At 52.9% G+C, this 22,997-nt stretch carries 22 protein-coding genes and 1 tRNA gene; 14 read left to right on the top strand and 9 right to left on the bottom strand.

The annotated features are described in order from the left end of the window. The first annotated feature begins 377 nt into the window (after positions 1-377). Complete coding sequence (locus U2W12_RS07120) at positions 378-1,031, top strand: cytochrome b/b6 domain-containing protein (protein ID WP_326499977.1); 654 nt, start codon at positions 378-380, stop codon at positions 1,029-1,031. Positions 1,032-1,196: 165 nt separating this feature from the next. Here U2W12_RS07120 and U2W12_RS07115 read toward each other — a convergent pair whose 3' ends face one another. Beyond that, complete coding sequence (locus tag U2W12_RS07115; RefSeq protein WP_326499976.1) at positions 1,197-1,526, bottom strand: DUF3301 domain-containing protein; 330 nt, start codon at positions 1,524-1,526, stop codon at positions 1,197-1,199. Positions 1,527-1,613: 87 nt separating this feature from the next. Here U2W12_RS07115 and U2W12_RS07110 point away from each other — a divergent pair, with 87 nt between their 5' ends. The 3 genes from U2W12_RS07110 to U2W12_RS07100 all read left to right on the top strand — a co-directional run bounded on the left by U2W12_RS07110 (position 1,614) and on the right by U2W12_RS07100 (position 3,655). Then, a complete protein-coding gene (locus U2W12_RS07110; RefSeq protein ID WP_326499975.1) occupies positions 1,614-2,024 on the top strand; it encodes a GFA family protein in 411 nt (136 codons plus the stop codon). A gap of 19 nt (positions 2,025-2,043) precedes the next feature. Further along, entirely contained in the window at positions 2,044-2,730 is a 687-nt protein-coding gene (locus tag U2W12_RS07105; protein WP_326499974.1) for an alpha/beta fold hydrolase, read from the top strand. Positions 2,731-2,977: 247 nt separating this feature from the next. Beyond that, positions 2,978-3,655, top strand: coding sequence for a hypothetical protein (locus U2W12_RS07100; RefSeq protein ID WP_326499973.1), 678 nt, complete (start codon positions 2,978-2,980; stop codon positions 3,653-3,655). Between the two features lie 28 nt (positions 3,656-3,683). Here U2W12_RS07100 and U2W12_RS07095 read toward each other — a convergent pair whose 3' ends face one another. Continuing rightward, positions 3,684-5,117: an ATP-binding protein gene (locus U2W12_RS07095; protein WP_326499972.1), complete on the bottom strand. Its 1,434-nt coding sequence runs from the start codon at positions 5,115-5,117 to the stop codon at positions 3,684-3,686. A 236-nt stretch (positions 5,118-5,353) separates the two neighbouring features. Between U2W12_RS07095 and U2W12_RS07090 the strand changes: the two genes are divergently transcribed. The 10 genes from U2W12_RS07090 (at position 5,354) to U2W12_RS07045 (ending at position 14,881) form a co-directional block, all read left to right on the top strand. After that, a complete protein-coding gene (locus U2W12_RS07090; RefSeq protein ID WP_326499971.1) occupies positions 5,354-7,414 on the top strand; it encodes a TonB-dependent receptor in 2,061 nt (686 codons plus the stop codon). Positions 7,415-7,489: 75 nt separating this feature from the next. Further along, positions 7,490-8,584 carry a histidinol-phosphate transaminase gene (gene hisC / locus U2W12_RS07085; protein WP_326499970.1) on the top strand — a complete coding sequence of 365 codons (1,095 nt, stop codon included), beginning with the start codon at positions 7,490-7,492 and terminating at the stop codon, positions 8,582-8,584. 188 nt (positions 8,585-8,772) lie between these two features. Beyond that, positions 8,773-9,372, top strand: a complete 600-nt coding sequence (petA, locus tag U2W12_RS07080) for a ubiquinol-cytochrome c reductase iron-sulfur subunit (protein WP_326499969.1) — start codon at positions 8,773-8,775, stop codon at positions 9,370-9,372. After that, the gene (locus tag U2W12_RS07075) at positions 9,369-10,787 is read left to right on the top strand and encodes a cytochrome b N-terminal domain-containing protein (protein ID WP_326499968.1); all 1,419 of its coding nucleotides are present in this window, start codon (positions 9,369-9,371) and stop codon (positions 10,785-10,787) included. Before petA ends, U2W12_RS07075 begins: the two co-directional genes overlap by 4 nt. Position 10,788: 1 nt before the next feature. After that, positions 10,789-11,511, top strand: a complete 723-nt coding sequence (locus U2W12_RS07070) for a cytochrome c1 (RefSeq protein ID WP_326499967.1) — start codon at positions 10,789-10,791, stop codon at positions 11,509-11,511. Positions 11,512-11,669: 158 nt separating this feature from the next. Beyond that, a complete protein-coding gene (locus U2W12_RS07065) occupies positions 11,670-12,275 on the top strand; it encodes a glutathione S-transferase N-terminal domain-containing protein (RefSeq protein WP_326499966.1) in 606 nt (201 codons plus the stop codon). Next, positions 12,272-12,658 carry a ClpXP protease specificity-enhancing factor gene (locus tag U2W12_RS07060; protein ID WP_326499965.1) on the top strand — a complete coding sequence of 129 codons (387 nt, stop codon included), beginning with the start codon at positions 12,272-12,274 and terminating at the stop codon, positions 12,656-12,658. The genes U2W12_RS07065 and U2W12_RS07060 overlap by 4 nt, the downstream gene beginning before the upstream one ends. A 222-nt stretch (positions 12,659-12,880) precedes the next feature. After that, positions 12,881-12,956 (top strand) — tRNA-Lys (locus U2W12_RS07055). A 158-nt stretch (positions 12,957-13,114) separates the two neighbouring features. Continuing rightward, positions 13,115-13,900, top strand: a complete 786-nt coding sequence (locus tag U2W12_RS07050; protein WP_326499964.1) for a hypothetical protein — start codon at positions 13,115-13,117, stop codon at positions 13,898-13,900. A 741-nt stretch (positions 13,901-14,641) separates the two neighbouring features. Then, positions 14,642-14,881 carry a DUF2934 domain-containing protein gene (locus tag U2W12_RS07045; RefSeq protein WP_326499963.1) on the top strand — a complete coding sequence of 80 codons (240 nt, stop codon included), beginning with the start codon at positions 14,642-14,644 and terminating at the stop codon, positions 14,879-14,881. 392 nt (positions 14,882-15,273) lie between these two features. On the opposite strand, the gene U2W12_RS07040 is transcribed toward U2W12_RS07045, so the two are convergent. From U2W12_RS07040 to U2W12_RS07010, 7 genes are all read right to left on the bottom strand, one after another. Next, positions 15,274-16,047 (bottom strand): DUF5765 domain-containing protein, encoded by a 774-nt coding sequence (locus U2W12_RS07040; RefSeq protein ID WP_326499962.1) that lies wholly within the window; start codon positions 16,045-16,047, stop codon positions 15,274-15,276. Positions 16,048-16,200: 153 nt separating this feature from the next. Beyond that, complete coding sequence (pgl, locus tag U2W12_RS07035) at positions 16,201-16,887, bottom strand: 6-phosphogluconolactonase (RefSeq protein WP_326499961.1); 687 nt, start codon at positions 16,885-16,887, stop codon at positions 16,201-16,203. Then, on the bottom strand, positions 16,888-18,372 hold the full coding sequence (gene zwf, locus U2W12_RS07030; protein WP_326499960.1) for a glucose-6-phosphate dehydrogenase: 1,485 nt from the start codon (positions 18,370-18,372) through the stop codon (positions 16,888-16,890). 169 nt (positions 18,373-18,541) lie between these two features. Then, entirely contained in the window at positions 18,542-19,987 is a 1,446-nt protein-coding gene (gene gnd / locus U2W12_RS07025) for a decarboxylating NADP(+)-dependent phosphogluconate dehydrogenase (RefSeq protein WP_326499959.1), read from the bottom strand. Between the two features lie 87 nt (positions 19,988-20,074). Then, complete coding sequence (locus tag U2W12_RS07020; protein WP_326499958.1) at positions 20,075-20,578, bottom strand: hypothetical protein; 504 nt, start codon at positions 20,576-20,578, stop codon at positions 20,075-20,077. A 2-nt stretch (positions 20,579-20,580) separates the two neighbouring features. Next, complete coding sequence (locus U2W12_RS07015; protein ID WP_326499957.1) at positions 20,581-21,132, bottom strand: FMN-binding protein; 552 nt, start codon at positions 21,130-21,132, stop codon at positions 20,581-20,583. Positions 21,133-21,266: 134 nt separating this feature from the next. Continuing rightward, positions 21,267-22,700: a hypothetical protein gene (locus U2W12_RS07010; protein WP_326499956.1), complete on the bottom strand. Its 1,434-nt coding sequence runs from the start codon at positions 22,698-22,700 to the stop codon at positions 21,267-21,269. Between the last annotated feature and the right edge of the window lie 297 nt (positions 22,701-22,997).

The raw sequence follows: 22,997 nt of genomic DNA, 5'->3' as shown, positions 1-22,997 counted from the left end.
ATTAAGTGAATAGCAACAAGTTCATTGGCATTTCTTGAGCTCTCTAAGTCATTGATTTGCTATTCACAGGTTGCAAACGAACTTCTCGCGAAGCACTTACCATATGATTAATAGGATTTCTACCGAGCTCCTTGCGGATTTCAGTGTCTGAAAAAATTTTCCCTCAACAATCGCATGTCACTCAACAAATGACTTACTATAAAGACCGACCATTCGATGAGTGGTGCGGCTGTGCGATCGTTTGTGGACGTATGCGGCGAATTTAAAAACCGCGAAAATCTTGGCGCATGCTTTATCCCTGATTTTCAGCTTGGTTTCATATTGACGACCTAGAATATCCCTCATTCCGTTCAACCGCCAATCATGAGGAAACTCTAATGAACAATCAATCCACCGTGCGAGTCTGGGATATTCTGATTCGCATCTTTCACTGGTCGCTGGTCGCGAGTTTTACTGTCGCTTATCTGACCAGCGAGGAAGAAAATCTCTGGCATATCTATTCCGGTTACACCGTCCTCGGGCTGATTGTTTTCCGGCTGATCTGGGGCTTCACCGGCAGCCAATATGCGCGATTCAGCGATTTTGTCCGCTCCCCCGCCGTGGTTTACCACTACGTCAAAAGCCTCCGCGCAGGTCACCCGCGGCATTATTTGGGCCATAATCCGCTCGGCGGCTGGATGGTCGTTGCGTTGCTGTTGACATTGTTCGTGGTCACCCTCAGCGGACTTAAAGTCTACGCGATCGAAGAAGGCAAAGGCCCGTTTGCCGGCACGAAGTCTATCGAAATGACGCCGATTGCTGCGGCTTACGCCGGAGATGAGGATGAGGATGAAGACGAGGACGAAGAAAATGACGATCAAAAATCAAACGACACCAACAAGGCCGATGAAGAATTCTGGGAAGAAATCCATGAAACCTCCTCGAATTTGATGTTGCTGTTGATAGCATTTCATGTGTTCGGCGTGATCGTGGCGAGCCGACTGCACAAGGAAAACCTGATTAAAGCGATGCTGACAGGTAAGAAAAATTGACCATGACAAGGTAATTGAAAAGTTTTTAGTAAAAAATACCTTGCATCGTTCCCACGCCGGATCATGGGAACGATGCAAAATACCTGTCAAAGCTGTTGGCCGCATTGCCTCGCGGGTGGTTATGCGACAATCCGAATATGACGGCTCCGATTGTAAGGAGGCGCGCTAGCCCTGTATGGAATCGATCGGAAGCCGGTAAGCGGGCATTTCGATTGCGGCCACGTCACGGCCCAGCATCACGCATGTACCTTGATAGCGATCTTCGCCGGTCGCCGAAAATTCGAACGTAAAACGTCTCAGGATGCGCACTTTCCCTGTGTTATCGCGTGCCAAAGAGAAACCGTTCAACGCAATATAACCATCAAGCATTTGCACCTCGCAAAGTCGGCACTGCCGCCGCGTCGCAGCAAAAGCGATTTCCTTGACTTGTTGCGCGCGGCTCCAGTACAGATAAGCGGCGATCAGTAATACAATAAAAACGATATCGGCTGGCATAGATTCGGATAGGCAGGATTAGTATTCGTCATCAATACCGTTTATTGTACTAAGATTGAAGAATATCTCGATCGGCAGAGTCAAATTATGAAATTACCGATGACCGGCGGCTGTTTATGTGGAGCGGTGCGTTATGAAATCAGCGCACGGCCGGTGCGGATGGTCAATTGCCACTGCCGGAGCTGTCAAAAATGCTCCGGCTCGGCTTACCTGGCGCTGTTGTTTGTGCCGGATTCGGCGTTGAAAGTCGCCGGAAGTTATCGGGAGCATCCAACTATTGCCGCGAGCGGCAATACGGTTTACCGTGCTTTCTGTACGCAATGCGGAACTCCCTTGTTCGGGCGCAACAGCGCCTTTACCCAACTCCGGCCAGTCGTGGCGATGACGCTTGACGACCCCGGCCTCTATCATCCCGAACTGGACATGTGGGTCGCCGACGCACAGCCGTGGGATACGATGAATCCCGATTTACCCAAATACCCCGGCAATTTCTGGTAAGCCGCAGAGAAGGATTATTATGCATTCGCAACTCAGTACAGTCGAAATCAAACCCGCCGCGGAGCACCGCTATTCGATCATTTGGCTGCACGGTTTGGGTGCGGACGGCCATGATTTCGAGTCGATCGTGCCGGAACTCAGTCTTCATGCCGAAGCCCACATTCATTTTATCTTTCCCGATGCGCCGTTCCGCCCTGTCACAATCAACGGCGGCATGACCATGCGCGCCTGGTTCGATATACTCGAACTTTCACGCAATTTGAAAGTAGATATTGCCGGCATTTATGATTCGGTTAAATCGATTCGGCAGCTGATAGAGGACGAAATCGCCAAGGGTATTCCGTCCGAACATATCCTGTTGGCCGGATTTTCGCAGGGCGGCACAATCGCCTTGCATGCGGGCCTGAGCTTCAATCGAAGACTGGCCGGAATCGTCGCATTATCGACTTTTTTGCCGACACTTGAGCAATTGAAGGCCGAACGCTCCGCCGCCAATCAGGACATTCCGATACTGATCGCACACGGCATTATCGATTCGGTGGTCGATGTCGAACTGGGCAAAAATACCAGCGATCAATTGCTGGCGTTCGGATACCCCGTCGAATGGCACGATTTCATGATGGGCCATTCGGTATGCATAGAAGAGATCGAACACATCGCCCAGTTCATCAATGCGGCCTTTCGCAAGCGCTCCTCGCGAGCATAGATTGGCCGCTACGCAAAGCCAAATGAGGAGGATGGGTAGTTTAGCTATCGCTCGCGGCAACGGCACTGTCCGTATCCATAGACTCTTTTGGGAGGACTGTCCGTTTTAGCGTAGCTTATCGCCTAACACCCACGCCATCGCTCCGAACCTGGCATGATCGATTCAATAATATGCCTTAATTAAAAATGTTAGAATCGACCGCACCGAGCATTGAACCGACGCCCTTTGCCGGCCTGGAGCCAGAACCATGTATAGAACAATGCGCCTGCAACTGCCACTTTTTCTATTGACGCTGATGCTGGGCAGTGCTGCGCGAGCGCAGGAAATCGATATCGACTCCGGCAAGCTGCCTCGCGAAGGCCGTTCGCTTGACGATTTTACGCCGCGCGGCTGGACGGCGGAAATGAAGGCCAACGGCGACTTGAATGCCGACGGCATTGCCGATATTGCAGCGATCCTGATTCAAACGCCTGCTAAACCGGATAAGGATAACCTCGAAGAAAGTCAACGCTTGTTGCTCGTACTGATCAGCGGGCCAAACGGAAAGCTCCTGCCGGGCGGCAGGAATGGCGAACTGCTCGGGTGTGTACACTGTGGCGGCGTCAAGGAAAGCGCCGGCGTCGAAATCAAAAAAGGCGTATTGATCGTCAGCCAGTTGACCGGTTCCCGGGAGTTTACCGATCAAACGTGGCGGTATCGTTACAACGCAAAAATTCGCCGCTTTGTGCTGATCGGCAGGGATGTCACAAATGGTGACGGCGCGGTTGGGACAGGCGTTAAAGAAAGTTACAACTTTTTGACCGGCATCAAAATCAGCAAACATTACCGGTACGATCATAAACGCGACCGGGAAGTCACAATTTCCTCAAAGAAAGAAAAAATTTCGAAACAAGCGCGATTTCTTGAAGATGCCGGCATGGAATGACAGGAAAATCCGGCGGCAATCGCGAAACCTAAGGCAAATACACGCTCCAACTCATTCCGCCCAGCGTTTTGCTTGGCACGCCCTCCAGTTTGCCGCCCAACAAGTCGATCAAATCGTTCACAACCGCCATGCCGATGCCGTGCCCGTGAATGTTTTCATCGGCTCTGACGCCGCGTTTTAATATTTCGCTCAGCTTTTGCTGCGGAATACCAGGACCGTCGTCCTCGATCAACAGATACACGGCATAATTGCGGCGGTTTTTACGCTGGTTCAGCACAACGCTAACCCGAACCGTTTGCCGGCACCATTTGCAGGCATTGTCGAGCAAATTGCCGATGATTTCGTAAAGGTCGCCTTCCTCGTAATACACCGGACTCGACTCGGGAATGTTCAGGTCGAAAAAGACGCCTTTGTCGAGATAAACCTTGGTCAGCGAGGTAACCGTTTTCCGGATGATCTCCGCAACGTCGGACCTGCCGACGGTCTTGGTCTCGCCTTTCGCGGCCGCGCGTTGCAACTGGTATTCGATGATCTTGTCCATGTGGGTAAGCTGCTCGATCACGGCGTCCTTATTACCTTGAAAGGAATGCGCATAGCCGTGCAGGATTGCCAGCGGCGTCTTCAGACTGTGCGCTAGATCGGCCAGCGTATTGCGGTAGCGCTCCAGATGCGCGCGCTCGCTGTTGATGAAAGCGTTCAGATTGCTTGCGAGCCCCTGCAACTCGGTGGCATAGTAATGGTCCAGACGCAGACGCTTGCCTTTTTCGATCGACTCCAGATCCCTGACAATCCGGCGGAGCGGCTTCAAACTCCAACGCAACAGCGAAAACTGAATCAGGATCAACACCACGCCGATGACCAACAGCCAGGCTCTCAGCGTCACGGTAAAACGCTTCACCTGCTGAGCGACAAAGCCGCCGTCTTCGACGACGGTAAACAGGTATTCGCGCTCCATACCGCTCACATTCTGCCAGATGACCCGATAATGGAAAGCATAGCGGTTACGCTTTTCCAATGTAAACGCCGATTCACCCGGCGCGATTTCGGGTATGGGCGGCGGATCTAGACCGATCGCGGAAGGCGAACTCCATACCAGCTTCTTATTGGTTTGCTGGATGTAGCCGTAGAGCCCCGATCCTGGATTCGTAAAACGCGGGTCGTGCAGGTTCGGCGAAATCGATAATTCGCCGTTATCCTTCAGTTCGGCGGACGACAACAGAGAATACACCTGAATCTGCAAGCGTTCCTTTAATGCTTCCTCGGCGCTTTCGCGAAAGCCCTGTTCGAGCACCAAGGCGACCAATGCGAAAAAGGCCGCCAGCACCAGGCCTTCCGCGGTCAGCAATCTAAAGCTTAAGGATTTGGTACGCATCGCGCTCGTCTTGTTCATCTGAAAGGGAGCGTCGGGTTTCTGTTGAATAACATCAACGCCCATGTTGTTGTCGTCGTAAGTCTTTTTCATCACGATTAGAGTCAATGACTTATCTGCTTTGTCGATAAGAAATCCTGGGTTCCAGGCAACTATTGCTTCTTGATAATTATAGGATTATCGGTCCGGCGCAGGCGTTTTATTGGAAACTCTAACCAAAGCCAATTTGCCATTGTGATTCGTAATCATACAGGAGAACGCGCTTTCATCGTCTGCTATACATTTTTTATGCGTTATAATATAACATTACACCTCAATAAACTGTCTCCATGCAGAGCAATCAACTCGCTATTTTTCCATCTGTCGTCGCCTTTTTGTTGTTCTCGGGTTTACCGGCGACAACGTTGCGAGCCGAAGAACAAGACAGCAAAATGCTGGATGAAATCGTCGTTACTGCACCTTCGCAACAGACGGAGGAGAGCCCTGTTTCGCCGTTCAAGGTAATGAGCGACGAAGAATTGCGGATGAAAACCGGTCACAGCATCGGCGAGACGTTAAAGGATGAGTTGGGCATCAGCAGCCAGTCTTTCGGTCCGGGCGTCGGCGCTCCGGTAATCCGTGGGCAGGCAGGCCCCAGGGTGCGGGTATTGAGCAACGGCATCGGCAGCAACGATGTGTCGGCGTTTAGTCCGGATCACGCGACCAGCGTCGAACCGCTACTGGCCGAGAGGATCGAAGTGCTGCGGGGACCTGCCACTCTGATGTACGGCAGCGGCATAATCGGCGGCGTGGTCAATGTGATCGACAACCGTATTCCGGGACAGATGCCCGATAAACCGATCGGCGGCGCGCTCGAACAGCGCTTCGATTCGGCCAGCGACGAAACCAGCACCGTGATGAAAGTCGACGGCAGCCAGGACCATATCGCCTACCACCTGGACGGCTTCTATCGTCACCGCGACGATCTCTCGATAGGCGGCAGCGCGATCGATACGGCCAAGGTAGCAATCACCAATCCCTCGCTCGATATCGTCGATAATCCCAACGGCCATTTGAACAATACCGGCGCTGAGGCAATCAGCGGTTCGGCCGGCTTGTCCTGGATCGGCGAACCGGGGTTCGCGGGCGCTTCGATCAATCACCTCGAAAACAATTACGGCATCGCGCCGGACGGCACCGGCGAGGAAAACGTGCGCATCGCCTTGCGGCAGGACAAATACGACTTCAAAGGCGAGTTGAACGATCCGTTCCGTTTTGCTAAAAGCCTGCGCGCCCGCTTGGGATACACCGACTACCAACACACCGAAATCGCGAACGGCGCCCCCGGCGCGTTTTTCACGAATCAAACCTACGAAAGCCGGCTGGAAATGGATCATCGTGACCTCGGCCCGCTGCGCGGCACGATCGGGTTTCAAGCGCAGGCCAGCGACTTCAACGCGCTCGAAAAACTGACCGGCGCGGCCATCGTGCCGCATTCCTTGATCAACAGTTACAGCGTTTTCGCGGTCGAATCGTTCGATGCCGGCCCCGTGACCTATCAGTTCGGCACCCGCATCGATCAAACCGACATTCGGCCGGACGGCATGAAAGGTCTCGGCTACACGCCGGTCAGCGCGTCAGCTTCCGCAATTTGGAAAATAGACAAGAAACACCAGTTGAATCTGGCAATCACCCGTTCGTCGCGAGCGCCGCAAGTGCAGGAACTCCTGGTCAACGGTTATCACGATGCCACCCGCAGCTTCGAACGGGGCAATCTGGGTTTGCGGGAAGAAACTTCCTACAACCTCGATCTGGGCTACCGCTTCAAGTCCGACTGGCTGCGCGCCGAATTCGATTTGTTCCACAACTGGGCCGGCGACTATATCTATCAACAACGCAACGGCGAATTCGTCGATGAAAACGGCAATCCCTGCGCCGTGGACTGCAATCCGGTCCTGGTCAGCAGCCAACAGGATGCGATATTCAAAGGGTACGAAGCCAAGCTGATTTTCTCTATGATGGAGAATCGTTACGGCCTGCTGGATTTGACCCTGTTCAGCGACTACACGCGCGCCGAATTCGTGAATGGCGGCGATGTGCCGCGTATACCGCCGCTGCGCTACGGCCTGCAACTTGATTATTCGCAGGACAAATTGTCGAGCTATCTACGCTTCGCCCGCGCCGACAACCAGCCGCATAGCGGCGACTTCGAAACCTCGACCGCCGGGTATTTCTTACTGAACGCCGGGGTCAACTACCAAGTGAAAACCTATAAGGACGCCAAGCTAATGTTGTTTGCAAAAGGCAACAACCTACTCGATCAAAACATCCGCAATTCGGCTTCCTACCTCCGGAATTTTGCGCCAGAAGCCGGAAGGGGGGCGGAGATTGGGTTCAGGTTGAGTTATTGAAACTCCGGCAAGACATCGACGAAGGAATCTGGGACAATGTCGCCGGAATCCAATCCATAGTAATACCGACCGAAAATGACAAAGATGAATGACCTGATTGCCCGCGTCTTCCGCCAGGAAGTGCTGGCAATGTCCGCCTACCATGTAGCCGATGCCGAGGACTTGATCAAGCTGGATGCGATGGAAAATCCTTATGAATGGCCTGAAGACGTCAAGACGCACTGGCTCGAAACATTGCGCGCCTGCCCGCTGAACCGTTATCCCGATCCCGGCGCGCGGCGTCTTGCTGCGACGATCAAACAGATGAATGGCCTGGATCAGGACGCCGCGCTGCTGCTCGGCAACGGTTCCGATGAAATCATCCAACTGCTGTTGATGGCGCTGCCGCAAGGCTCCCCAGTGTTGTCGCCGGAGCCGGGCTTTGTGATGTACAAACAACTGAGTCACTGCCTGGGCTTGAATTACATCGGCATTCCTTTGCAGGAGGAGGATTTTGCACTCGATTTGCCGGCGATGCTGACCGCAATTGAGCGGCACCAACCGAAGCTGATTTTTCTCGCGTATCCGAACAATCCGACCGGGAACCTGTTCAATCAGGACGCAATCGGTGCAATCATCGAGCAAGCTCCCGGCCTTGTCGTGATCGACGAAGCCTATGAGCCGTTCGCTGACGCGAGCTACCTTGAAATGCTCGGACGCCATCCGAACCTGTTGGTGATGCGCACCGTATCCAAGCTGGGACTGGCCGGTTTGCGCCTAGGCTATCTATGCGGCAGTCCCGAGCTGATCGAACAACTGGACAAAATACGCTTACCCTACAATATCAATGTGCTAACCCAAGCAAGCGCCGAATTTGCCTTGAACCACAAGGCGCTGTTCGATCAGCAGACCCGATTGATCCGGGCCGAACGTGCACGCGTCTTCGCCGAACTGAATGCGATCGGCGGCATCACCGCCTACCCGAGCTCGGCCAATTTCATCCTGTTCAGAACGCCGTCAGGCCGTGCAAACGCGATTTTTGCCGCACTCAAACAGATGGGGGTTCTGATCAAAAATTTGAGTCCGCAAGGCGGCATTTTGGTCGATTGTTTGCGTGTCACCATAGGCAAGCCCGATGAAAACGAAGCGTTTCTTTCCGCATTAAAACAAAGTCTTATCTCACATCCTTGAAATCCGAAGTGGTCAGCGGCAAACCGGCCGAACCGACCTGTCCGGTTTTCGCCTTGACTAATAGTTGCATTTTTTGTCATTTCCCGTTAACAAATCGATTAAGCTCTTCAACTCGACTAGGTTCTAGTGGTATATTGCGCTCGATAACGCGTTAATTACGACACAGACCTGAACAGGAGAGTTAGATAATGAATAACCAAGGCGTCGATAAGTCTAAACGCCAGTTTTTAACCTCGGCATTGACCGTAGTGGGGGCGGTCGGCACGGGTTATTTAGCTGTACCTTTTCTCGCGCAGATGCAGCCCAGTGTAAAGGCGATGGCCGCCGGCGCGCCGGTCGAGGTTGACATCAGCAAAATGGAGCCGGGGCAATTGCTCCGCGTCGCCTGGCGCGGCAAGCCGGTCTGGATTTTATTGCGAACACCGGAGGTGTTGGCGACGCTCCAAACGCTGGATAACGAACTTCGCGATCCCATGTCCGATGAATCGATTCAGCCCGATTACAGCAAAAATCTCTACCGTTCTATCAAGCCCGAAATTTTCGTCGCCATCGGCATCTGCACCCACCTTGGCTGCTCACCCACTTTCCGTCCCGAACTTGCGCCCGCCGACCTCGGCGACAAATGGAAAGGCGGTTTCTTCTGTCCCTGTCACGGTTCCTGGTTCGATTTGGCCGGTCGCGTCTACCGCGGCGTTCCCGCGCCGACCAATCTCGAAATCCCGCCTTACCGGTACGTGACCGAAAACCAACTGATCATCGGCGAATCCAGCCAAGGAGCAAGCGCATGAAACCTTCACGTCTGTCTTTGTTCGGCGAGTGGATACTCGAACGCTTCCCGATTACTAAGATTTGGGAAGAGCACATGGCGCACTACTATGCGCCGAAAAACTTCAACTTCTGGTATTTTTTCGGGTCGCTAGCGCTGTTGGTGCTGGTCAATCAGATCGTTACCGGGATTTTGCTGACGATGAACTACAAACCGGACGCCAAGCTCGCGTTCGATTCGGTCGAATACATCATGCGCGAGGTCAATTGGGGTTGGCTGATCCGCTACATGCACTCGACCGGCTCGTCGGCATTTTTTATCGTGGTCTATCTGCACATGTTCCGCGGCCTGATGTACGGCTCCTTCAAGCACCCGCGCGAGCTGATCTGGATCTTCGGCATGTGCATCTTCCTCGCCTTGATGGCCGAAGCGTTCATGGGTTATCTGTTGCCGTGGGGGCAAATGTCCTATTGGGGCGCGCAGGTAATCATCTCGTTGTTCAGCGCGATTCCGGTGATCGGCGACGATCTGTCATTGTGGATTCGCGGCGATTATGTGATCGCCGATGCGACCTTGAACCGCTTCTTTGCTTTCCATGTAATCGCGGTGCCGCTGGTGCTGGTGATGCTGGTGTTTCTGCATATTGTCGCGCTGCATGAAGTCGGCTCGAACAATCCCGACGGCATCGAGATCAAGAAATATAAAGACGCCAACGGCATTCCGCTCGACGGCATCCCGTTCCATCCGTACTATACGGTCAAGGACATCGTCGGAGTCGCGGTGTTTCTGATCTTTTTCTCGGTCGTGATCTTTTACATGCCGGAGGTGAACGGCTTATTCCTGGAGCACGCGAATTTCATCCCGGCCGATCCGATGAAGACGCCGGAACATATCGCGCCGGTGTGGTATTTCACGCCATTCTATTCGATACTGCGCGCGATTCCGGATAAATTCGCCGGCGTGCTCGGCATGGGCGGCGCGATCGTCGTGCTGTTTTTCCTGCCCTGGCTCGACCGCGGCCCGGTCAAATCGGTGCGTTACCGCGGCGGCATCTATAAGAAAGCGTTGTTTCTGTTCGTGGTCAGCTTCCTGATTCTCGGCTATCTGGGCACACAGCCGCCGACGCCTGCTGCAACCATCATCGCCAGAGTCTGCAGCGCGATCTATTTCGGCTTCTTCCTGTTGATGCCGGTTTATTCGCGCTGGGAAAAACTGAAGCCAGTGCCGACTCGAGTCACCGAACAGCCCAGCCTGGACGACCGCCTGCGTGAAGCCAAGAAGCTCTACGAAGAGGTCACCATCGTGCTGCCGGCCACACCCGAACAGGCTGCAACGCTGCTGAGCAAATGCACCTTTTTCAGAAGAAGACCAAATCCTGAAGGCATCCGCAAGGCCGCCAAACGTTTTGTCAAAATCCTCAAAACGAGCCTCGACTGATATGAAAAGAATAATAACATTACTGCTGTTTTGTGCGCTGTCGGTTACCGGGTACGCCTCAGAGGGTGTCAAACTAGAATCGGCCGACATCGACTTGTCCGATAAAGAGTCCTTGCAGCGAGGTGCAAAAAGTTTCGTCACCTACTGTCTCGGCTGCCATTCGATCAAGCACATTCGCTACAAACGGCTGGCCCAGGACCTGGAGATGGACGAAAAGAAACTCTTGATCCAGATCGCCCCGCAAAATGCGAGCATTTACGACAAGATGTTCACCGCGATGAACGGCCATGACGCGGAGAAATGGTTCGGCCTTCAGCCGCCCGATCTGTCGCTGATCGCCCGTTCGCGCGGCAAGGATTGGCTATACAGCTATCTGAAAGGTTTCTATGCCGACCATAGCGCGCCGCTCGGCGTCAATAATACAGTCTTTCCCGATGTCGGCATGCCGAACGTGCTTTGGCAACTGCAAGGCCAGCAGGAAGCGGTCGTAAAGATGATCGAGGGCAAACAGATCGTCGAAGGTCTGGTACTTGCCAAACCCGGCACCCTGTCCGAAAAAGAGTTTGACGATCTGGTGAACGATCTTGTAAATTTCCTCGTCTATGTCGGGGAGCCGATGCAGCTTGACAGAATCAGCCGCGGCAAGTATGTGCTGATTTTCCTGTTCATGTTCCTGGGTATCGCTTACCTGCTTAAAAAGGAATACTGGAAAGACGTACATTAAGCGATCGACTCCAAAGTCCTGGGGATAAAACCTGGGCGGTTCGGTTTCCGGATCGCCCAAATCCGCTTGTCTGAATGTTATAATGCCTCGTTTCAGCGTTTTGTACGTTCAAAAGAGGTTCTTGATTAGTGACCAATTTATTTAGCAATAAATCTGTGATGACTCTATTCTCTTCCCCAACATGCGCAATGAGCCATTGCGTTCGCTTTGTATTGCACGAAAAAGCGATCGTCGCAGACATCGAATATTACGATCCGGCCAATCCGCCCGAGGATTTGCTCGAACTGAATCCGACCGGCATATCGCCAACCCTGGTCGAGCGCGATTTGGTGCTTTATGATTCGCGGATCATCATGGAGTATTTGGATGAAAGATTTCCGCATCCGCCGTTGCATCAGATGGATCCGGTATCGCGCGCGAATGCCAGAATGCTGATCAAACGGATCGATCAGGACTGGTATCAATTGCTCGACGAGATTTTGTTCTCCGGCGAAAAAAAATCCGCCCGTGCGAAAAAAATGCTCAAGGAAAGCTTGTTGTCGTCCGCGCCGATTTTCGCTGCCAGGCCGTTTTTCATGAGCGACGAATTTTCGCTGATCGATTGCGCGCTGGCACCGTTGCTGTGGCGTCTGCCGATGATCGGCATCGATGTCTCGACCCCGAACGAAGTAATCACCCAATACGCCGAACGCATTTTCAGGAGGCCTGCATTCAAGCGCAGCCTGAGCGACGCCGAAAAAGACATGGCGCAGTTGCCCAAATGACTTCGTTAAAGCCTTACTTGATTCGCTCGGTTTACGAGTGGGTCACCGATAACAGCCTGACGCCGTACCTTCTGGTCGATGCCGAACATCCCGGCGCGATCGTGCCGCGTGAATTTGTCGAAGACGGCAGGATCGTTTTGAACGCCCGTCCGGAGGCGGTACAAGGTTTGTCGCTTGGCAACGAGGCGATCGAATTCAACGCGCGTTTCGGCGGAGTAGGTAAACACATTTTTGTGCCGATCCGCGCGGTTCTCGCCATTTATGCGAAAGAAAACGGCAAAGGCATGATATTCGATCCTGAAGAAGAAATCACAGACGAGACGCCGCCTGAAACGCCGGATACAAAACCACCGGGCAGGCCGCAGTTGAAAGTCGTCAAATAAATCGCAGATTATAAAACTGCGCGGGATGAGTATCGCTACCATTTCCGGCGCCTCTTAATTACCGCCGCACAGGAATAGAGTGGGCGCCGTCCCGGGTGACTAGTATATTTATTTTATGATCGACAACGCACCACTCAATGCCGATCAGCTTTCAGGATTGGAATTTCTAAAGAAATCCGATATAATTCCATTTTTTATTTCTCAAGTCGATCACTCGGCATTGGGGGGTTAGCTCAGTTGGTAGAGCAGTGGACTCTTAATCCATAGGTCCAGGGTTCGAGTCCCTGACCCCCCACCATTCATTCGCGGCAGGCATCGCGGATGCCGCCGTTTTTCTCCGCGTTTTCTTTTTAGGCGGAATTTCCTAAAATCTGCGAAGGCATAGCCACCAACAGCTTCAAGGCTTGTTTTCACGATCATTTCCGCCCTTTTTCCAATGTATTAGAGCAATTCGCCATGAATCTATCTAAGACCCGGCCGACGACCTTTCGCATCGCTTCGGTTCTGCTGCTATCCCTCTCGTTAACCGGCTGCATTTACTGGTGGCGCGCCTACCAGACTTATGTACAAATGAGCGAGTTCGACCGCTATTTCAAGGTCGCGGCCGACGACGATTTCACCTTGCTGTTCAAAGAACCGATTATGTACAGTGGAGACTTCGTTTCCCTGGCCAAACTGCGCGCCAGCGAAGAAAAGACGACTCCGACCGGCAAGCAATGGCGCTATTGGTTCCGTAAGGTCGATAACAAAGGAAGGCTGATCAAGCCGAAAATCGAGTTTTATTCCGATTTAAACTTCAACAAGAAAGACCGGATTACGGCATGGTCATTCTCCTCGCTCTTTCTCGAAATCGCCCCGCCCAAATTCCTCGAAGTGTCCCTACGCTCGATAGGCGGCGCGGATATCAATGAAGATAAAATGCAGTTGAAAGCCGACACCTCACGCATCGGCAAAGTCGATGCGGAATTGCCGCGCAAAAGCAAGGTTGTCGAGAAATTGGGCGAGCCGTTACGCATTGACAAGGACAATGACCAGGAAATCTATGTATACCATTTCAAGTTGGTCACCCCCGGTATCGAGGAAGGCTATGAGGATCGTGAACTATCCATAATCAACCTCAGCTTCGATAAAAAAACGCAGGAAATGACCAAGATGTCGGGCCGATTTGCGGGACTCAAAATTTCGATCAACTACGGAAATCTGGTTCACAAAAAAGCCGGTGACGTCCATGCATCAAGTTAAGTGTTTAGGATAGGGCTAGACGAAGCCGCTATCCCGGCACCCCTTCGAATAAACGCATAAAATGTAACCTCAAGCTCTCGATGGGCGGGAACGCTCAAAGACGAATCATGGGACTGCAACACAATAGCGCTATCACCCGAAGCCGATTTCAAGCTACTGCGGCTTTAGACAAACCGCAACGACCCGCGACATCCGAAAAGCTATTTTCTTATCATAAGGTCTGCCTTCCATCTACCACAGTGCTCGTCCAACAAACGAATCGGATTATGGCTCGCTTCGCTTACTCAATCTAGCCTTATTCGCTCAAGGTTCCGCACCCACACCAATTTTTGACCAACCGAGTGTTTTCATCTAGCCATGGTCGGACCAACGAAATTCCAAGCAGCCTGGATACAAGCCGAATCGACCGGCACAATGTTATCAAATAAGGCTATTTATGATGCCAGATTCGGCGCCAAAGTAGGTCAACACTGCTCCTGAGGTGCTTTACTGAACTTAAAGCGCGGAAAAGAGACCAATTAAATTATGGATATTATGGAACTAAAACAGGAAGTCAGAAGAAGTCATAGTAAGGATTTCAACAGCAAAAAACACATTTCATTATCAAGCCGCGGCTGATTTCGAGGCGGTCGCTGAAGATTGCTTGAGGCGAAACGTGCTGTAAGGACGCATCCCTTGAGCTATCGATCAGGGCTACGGTTTGTCTTGAGTTTTGCGAACTGATAATTACAGGGGAATCTCATGAAGCCTACCGAAAACAATATACATCAAAATACAGAAATTTTAACTCATGAAGAATCCGGCATGGCGCTCGATTCAACAGCGGTTAAGACGGCCAAGATTGCCGAATTAGCCTATTACAAGGCAGAAAGAAGGGGGTTCGAACCGGGCCATGAATGGGAAGATTGGCTTGAGGCGGAACGGGAATTGGCATCTACAGAGGATAACAGCTCGATTGGGACGACTAGCTCAAGAACATAGCCTGGATTCCAGCCATAGATGCATTGTAAAGCCTACTCAAAATCGATTTAACCTGATCACTACCCTGAAGTTAAGGCTAGCATGTCGGCAGGGACTGCCGACATCCAACTACAGAAATGAAATTGAAACCCGCCATCCATGGGTTGTCGGCACCTGTTCTATCCTTATCTACAAATCGCCTTGAAGGGAACTACCTTCCATGCTATCGGACTCGGCCAGCTCGGCCTTCGCCAGAACATTCCCGGTCGAGTGCTTCTCTTTTGCTGATTTTTTTCGTTGCTCTCCCTCCTGCATAAACCACACGGATGCGGCATAGGCAGATATTCAAGATATCTGCCTATGCCGTCGTGGTGCGAAACCGTCCCGCCTAAACGATATTCCCAACCGACCCTTTACCCGGTCTGCTCTATCGGCTTCAACTCCACACTCGTGCATCGATTGTAAAAAAACCAATTTTTGACGTGCAGGTGTTTGCGGATCGGGGTTTTAATAACCGATACACAAAGCGCGATCGAGAATAGACACCAGACTGCCGCGTATTCGTTCGGATCAGAAGTGGTGACGTCGGAAATCCACGGGCCGATCACATAATGGAAGCCGACGAAGCGCCAGGAGCCATACAAAGCCGGCATATAGAACGAAACCAGGATATAGGTGAGAGCATGCAGGCCCCAGTCGAAACCGAACAGCCAGTCCTGAGGACCCGATAACAGCCCGTTTAAAGGCATTTGCCAGGCGATGTGCCAGTCGCCGGAGACCGAGCAGACGCCGGTGCCGCAAAACCCTTCGGTGCCGATCACGCAATGCCCGGCCCAGTCGAACGGGTACATCTTGACCAGCATCGTGAGCGAGCCGATCCCGCAAATCGCATACACGGTGGTGCGGATTTTGAGTTTGACGCTTTCCGGGATGAAGTACATGGCAACCATGTTCACGAAAAACGGCTGGAACGCGACGTGAATATAGCCGAACATCGTGAGTATCTGATTTTTCGGATTGCCGCACAGGTCGATATAGACGTAGGTTGCGGCCTGTAATAATTCCATCAACGCGAAATAAGTCAATGGAATCCACAACTCCTTCGACTCGCCTTTGTAAGCGACATAAGCCGCTGTGCTCAGTCCTGCAGCTGCCAGGACGCCCGACGCTTCTCCACTCCAACACATAAAATGAACCTTCTTATAATAATTATTGAATACAGCTTTCAAGACAAGGATGCATTGATCGAATCAAGACTTCCTTCGGGGGCCTATTCTATTACAGAGACTCGGATTGAAAAAGCGCCGGCGCAATCGAGACGCGCCGACTTAGGCAAAGAATCAGGAGAATGGCAGGGCGTCGCAATCGATATAAATATCGACAGGATTTTGCGGCTCAATCGTGGCGACCGGCAGGTCTCTGCCCTCGCGCCATTGCTTGACCGGCTCTTGCTTGTTTTTGCCGGTGATCAAAAAGATCAATTGCCGGGTGTCGCTCAACGCCTTGGCGCTGACCGACACGCGCTCGGGCGGCGGTTTCGGCGAGTTGTATACCGCATGCGTCAATTCATCCTGATTGTGAACGTGGCCGGGAAATAAACTTGCGGTATGGCCGTCTTCGCCCATGCCGAGCAACACCATATCGAAAGGCAAGGCCTCGGCAACGATCCGGCGGTATTGCAGTGCGCCCGCTTCCGGCCCGAGTTCGGCAGGAATCGTGAAGATCTGTCCGCCAGGAATCGGTGCCTCCGCAAGCAATGAATTTTCCGCAATGATGCTGTTGCGATCCGAATCATCGGCCGGCAGGCAGCGTTCATCGCCGTAATAGATGTACCATTTCGACCAGTCGGCTTCGGCCTTGCCGAGCAAGCGATAGACCTTTTCCGGCGTGGTGCCGCCGGCCAATACCAGTTTGAAATGGCCGCGCTCGGCGATAGCCTCTTTGGCCGCAGTCAGGATTTGTTCGCAAGCGGCTTCGGCAACCTGCTCGGCGGTCGCGAATATCCGCCAGTTGGCGTTTTTTTGCATTTATTTACACTCCGGGGTTAATGAACTGCGCCAGGTCTGGCTGTCTTTGTCGAACAGGCGGCTATCTTCCGGCCCCCACGAACCGGCCGGATAGGTCGCGATATGGTCGCGCTCGACCGCCCAGGTTTGCAGGATCGGATCGACGATACGCCAGGCGTGCTCGACTTCGTCGAAGCGCAGGAACAGCGAGCGGTCGCCTTTCAGTACATCGAGTAACAGGTCTTCATAGGCGTCGATCGCTTTTTCGTCATGATTGCGGAAGCTCGCGTCGAGCGTGGTCGTGCGGGTGTTCATTTCGAGGCCCGGTTCCTTCACGGTCATTTCCAGCTTGATGCATTCGTCGGGCTGGATACCAAGCAGCACCCAGTTCGGGCTCATGCAGTTGACGTTGGTGCCGCGGAAGAATTGCAGCGGCGGATGGCGAAAGCAAATCGAGATGGTCGATTGCGCCTTCGCCATGCGCTTGCCGGTGCGCATGTAGAACGGCACGCCGCGCCAGCGCCAATTGTCGATGTACAGCTTCATCGACGCATAGGTTTCGGTCACGCTGCCCGCCGGGATATTGTCTTCCTGCAAGTAGCCTTTAACCTTTTCTCCCTTGCTGGTGCCGGCCGCGTATTGACTGCGGAAAGCCTGCGCATGCACCGCTTCTTTCGGTATCGGGCGGATCGACTTCAACACTTTGACCTTTTCATCGCGCAGCGCCTCGGCTTCCATCGACACCGGCGGCTCCATCGCGACCAGGGTCAACAGTTGCAGCAAATGGCTTTGCAGCATGTCGCGCAAGGCGCCAGCGCCGTTATAGTAGTCGCCGCGACTGTCGATACCGATTTCCTCGGAATGGGTGATCTGGACATGGTCGATGTAATTGCGGTTCCACAACGGCTCCAGCATCACGTTCGCGAAACGGAATACCAACACGTTCTGCACCATGCCCTTGCCGAGATAGTGGTCGATCCGGTAGATCTGTTCCTCGCTCAAATAATGGCTGATGCGTTTTTGCAGGGCCTGCGCGCTGTCCAGATCGTAACCGAAGGGCTTTTCGATAATCACACGCCGCCAGCCGAATTCTTCGTCAAAAAGCTGGTTAAGGCTCAATTGTTCCAGCACGGTTCCGAAGTCGGACGGGCTGATCGACAGATAAAACGCAATATTGCGCGAAAATTGCTGCTTATCGTTCAAGGTCTCGGCCAACGCCTTGTAATCTTCCGGCTTCTGAATATCGGTCCGATGGTAATGAAGACGCTGGCTGAAACTCTGGAAGACGGTCTCGTCGAAATCGGCCTTGACCTTGGCCTGGATCATGTCCCTGACTTCGGACAGCCATTTCTGTTGATCCCAGGGCCGGCGGCCGACCGCGACAATGCGGGTGCCTTCGGGCAGTTGTTTTGCGACATCGAGATGGTAGAGCGCCGGCATCAGCTTGATCCTGGAAAGGTTGCCGGTGGCGCCAAAGATAACGTAAGTACAGGGTTCGGCGTTCATGAGGGGAGTCGAAAAGGTTAAGGGCAGTAGCCCGGTGCAGCGTAGCGGAATCCGGGAAACTACGGGTTCCGTTTATCCCGGACTCCACTGCGTTTCGTCCGGGCTACACGCTGCGTCACGCCCCGCCGGAGCGGAGCAGTCCGCGTTCCCACGCCGGGAACGCTTACGGTTATACGTTGTAAGTTGTCGAAGCGATCTTGCCGCCTTGTCCGGTCCAATCGGTATGGAAGAATTGACCTCTGGACTGGTCAATGCGCTCGTAAGTATGCGCGCCGAAATAGTCGCGCTGCGCCTGCAGCAAGTTGGCGGGCAGCCGCTCGGTGCGGTAGCCGTCGTAATAAGCCAGGGCCGACGAGAACGCCGGGGTCGGAATGCCGAGTTCGATACCCAGAATCACCGCCCTGCGCCAGCCGGCATCGGCTTTTCTCATCGCCGCGACGAAGAAATCGGCAAGCAGCAGGTTTTCGAGTTCGGGGTTGTTCTTGTAGGCCTGCTTGATGTCGTTCAAGAACCTGCTGCGGATGATGCAGCCGCCGCGCCACATCAGCGCGATTTCGCCGTAATTAAGCGACAGCTTGTATTCCTTCGAGGCCTCGCGCATCAGGCGGAAACCCTGCGCGTAGGAAATGATTTTGGCCGCATACAGCGCATCGCGGATCGCATCGATCATCGCCTGTTTGTCGCCGCTGAATTGGCTCGGCTGTTTCGCGAGTATCTTCGCCGCCTTGACCCGCTCGTCTTTTTGTGCGGACAGGCAACGGGCAAAGACCGATTCGCCGATCAGCGTCAGCGGAATGCCGAGATCCAGCGCATTGATGCCGGTCCATTTGCCGGTGCCTTTTTGGCCGGCGGTGTCGAGAATTTTTTCCAGCAATGGCTGGCCGTCTTCGTCCTTATAGGCGAGAATGTTCGCGGAAATTTCGATCAGATAGGAACTCAACTCGCCTTGATTCCATTCGGCGAAGATTTCATGCATCTCATCCGCGGACAGTCCCAATCCTTCGGAAAGCAACTGATAGGCCTCGCAGATCAACTGCATGTCGCCGTATTCGATGCCGTTGTGCACCATCTTGACATAGTGGCCCGCGCCGTTGTCTCCGACCCATTCGCAGCAGGGTTCGCCGTCGACCTTCGCGCTGATTGCCTGAAAAATCGGTTTGACCGCCGCCCAGGCCGCCTTGTTGCCGCCGGGCATGATCGAAGGTCCGTGGCGCGCGCCTTCCTCGCCGCCGGATACACCGGTGCCGATGAAATTGAGCCCTTTTTCCGCAAGATATTGGGTGCGCCGGTTGGTGTCGGTAAACAACGAATTGCCGCCGTCGACGATGATGTCGCCCGGCGAGAGCAGCGGCAGCAATTTTTCGATATATTGATCGACAACATCGCCGGCCTTGACCATCAGCATCACGATGCGCGGCGTTTCGAGACTGTCGACCAGTTGTTCGAGCGAATGCGTGCCGACCACTTGCGAGCCTTTCGCAGGGCCGTCCAGAAACTCATCGACGGTCTTGGTGGTGCGGTTATAGACCGCGACCTTGAAACCGTGGTCGTTCATGTTCAGCACCAGGTTTTGGCCCATCACCGCGAGGCCGATCAATCCGATATTTGCTTTCATTCGATAATATTCCGTGAGTGTTAGGTACGGCTAAATTTTATCATGGCGGGAAGCGCGGCCGGTAGAAAATGCGAGGGAAACAGACTGTTAACCGGGATTGCCGTGATGCATCCTAACCCTGGCACGGATCATCGCAAAGATCACCACGATCAACAACGCGGCCAGCGAAAACTCCAGAAGCACAAAGGCTCCGATCTTGAAATAGGCGAATTGCGGATGCACGAAGCGGACCAGCCAGCCGCCCGCCTCGTCGGCGATCGCCGAGACGTAGGTCAAGCCGCTGATCCAGATTTTGAGCCGCACCGAAAAATCGGTCATCAACATCAGATGGGTTAGGGTCACGACCAGCATGCCCATCGAAAACAGGTGGAAATGCGACACTTCAAGCATGCCCTCGTAACTGCGCGGCGGTTTGAATTGCTCTTCGGAGCCGAGGTAGTAAAGTTTGACCGATTCCGACGTCAAATCCATCCGGTGAAAATACATCATGCCGTTGCTAACCCACAGCAGCACGATATAGCCCAGAAACATCAACACCAGCGCGTTCAACAACGATTTCCGGTGCTGTTCGCCGGTTACAAAATAACGCATATTTATTGACTTTGTTGTTTGACCATGACCTGATACATCGCCATCACCCTGCGCACGCTGCTGAGTCCGGCGCGCGTGCTCAACGTCGCGCCGCTGATGCCATCCACGCCCTTGCTGAAATCCATGTCCGCAAGCGGCCGCTTGTAGAGTTGCTCAAACCAGTGCTCCGGCGGCATATATTCCGGCGGTTCGTGAAAAGCGAGCGTAGTGACGTTGCGCAGTTCGCCTTCCGGCGTCAACACGATCAACAGTGTTTCCGGCTTGGTTCTGACCGTGACCGTTTCGATTGCGGCATAGCCTAAAATTTTGCCCTGGTCTTTGCCGACATAGAACGTGAACATGCCCGATTCGAGTTTGACCTTCGCCAACTCCTGAATTTTAGCGGTCTGATTTTCGTCGGGAAAAAGCGATAACAATTCGACTTGCTTATCTTTGCCAAATGCCAGTTCAAGCGCTTCGTTTTTACTGTAGAAAATGGTGGCGAAGCTCTGCGTTACCGCAGTCATCAGAAATAACAAGAGCAGAAATCCTCCTCCTTGTCTGATTGCTTTCATTCAGGTTCTCCAACTTCAAGAAAACAAACGCCAGTATCCGAAAATCCGGCCGATCGGAAAATCGAATGCTGGCGGCATGTCAGTAATATCATTTTTCCATCATATCACACTACAACAGGGCAAATGACTGGGGCCTAGAAAATGAAGCCGAAGCCTAAATTGAAATCGTCGGAAAGGGGGCCTTGTTTGGCGACACGGTTCCGGTAATCGGCCTTGATCACGACGTTAGGAATCGGTTTGTACTGTATTCCCGCCTGATAAATTTGCCAGTCTTTGGTAGGATCGTCCGGAAAGCCGTTCGGCGCTTTGGCGATCGTATCCAGGCGTTCATAACGGACGAATGGCGCGAGATATTGCGTCGTATCCGTGAATAACCAAGGCAAAACGTCATAGCCAACTTCCGCATACCAGCCGAAATTCTCGGCGCCTATAATTTGCGCAGCGACATCGGGGTTTTCCATGTGATTAATTTGAGATTGCTGGCTTAACAAGTCCGCATTGCCGATATGCCCCCACGAACCCAACGTGCGGAATTCAAGACCACGGTATTTCCATTGCAAATGACCTTCGTACAATTGCGTGAAAACATCCGGCTGTTGGCCGGCAAATGTCTGGTTCTGCCCGGATTTGCCGATAAAGGCGGAGCCGCCGACCATCAGGCCCGGCAAAGCCTTCGGCGTGTAGTCGAAACGTCCGACAAAGCCGAAGTTTTCGGCCTTGGCCTGGCTGCCGCCGCCGCGGCCTTCGCTGATACCGTCGGAGCTAAATCCAGCCGCATCCAAGCCGTTGACCGCATAAGCGGTATAAGCCAATTCCGGCGTGAGTTGGCCAAATAAACCGAGGCCGACTTCTCTCCAGGTAGACGGGATGATGCGTTGTTCGACTTCAGGGCGATGATTTCCGAAAAAGAACGGCGGCTCGTGAATTTGGTTGATAAAACCCATCGGCATCAGCACTAAACCGGCGCGGACATTCGCCATTTTGTGCATAAAAAAATCCAACGCGGCAAATTCGACCGACGCCTCGCCTTTTTGTTCAGATCCTTCACCGGTCGTGGCGTGTTCATACTCTATTTCACTATTGAAAAGAATTCGATCGTTGAACTTGTAACCCAGGTACATAACCATGCGTTCAAGATCGGCATTATCTTTGTTGTTACCCTTTTCACCAACATTGGCCTGATAGATCGCTTCGCCGTAACCGCCAATCGACAAGCCCTTGCCGACCTGATAAACCTTCGACGCGGCCGGGCCCAAGCCATAGGCGCTCTTGTACTTGGGCTCTTCGGGGATTACCAGATTGGTCCGCAGCTTTTCGACCTCCTGGCTCAAAATATCAGTCTTGCGCTCCAGCGTTTTGACGTTGCCTTGCGGAGCCGCAGCCGGCTGACTCTTAGTCGCATCCGCCATCGCGGCCTTCATTTCATCGATCTGCTTTTGCTGAGCCTCGATAATTTTCCACATCTCGTCCATGGTCTGCGGTTTTTGTAGCGCCTCGACTGGCGCATTCAATGCCGCCAGTACTGCTAATGCACTTCCCCTTAACAAAATTTTTCGCTTGCTTATCATTACATCCCCCAAAACAAAATTTTCCAGGATTATAATGCAAACAATTTTTTTATTACAAATGATTATCATTTGTTATCATGTTAAAAAGATGACCCAACCGCCGTCAGAGTCCCCATTGCCCTATGTAGATTCGGTCAAAAAATAACGTCATGACAGTCGGCACAGAACTGCCAGGCCTTAAAAAATTCGGCAGTTCCGCAACCGTAAAGCCGTTTCTAACGAAATCCTAACGATCTGAGGAAAAGGATTGGATTCCGGTGTTTTAGCGTCAAGAACCTTGGGCAATTTGCACCTAAA

Source organism: Methylomicrobium sp. Wu6 (assembly GCF_035916875.1).
Lineage (GTDB): Bacteria > Pseudomonadota > Gammaproteobacteria > Methylococcales > Methylomonadaceae > Methylomicrobium.
The sequence above is the reverse complement of the archived record's forward strand: the minus strand, read 5'-3'. Positions and strand labels throughout refer to the sequence as shown.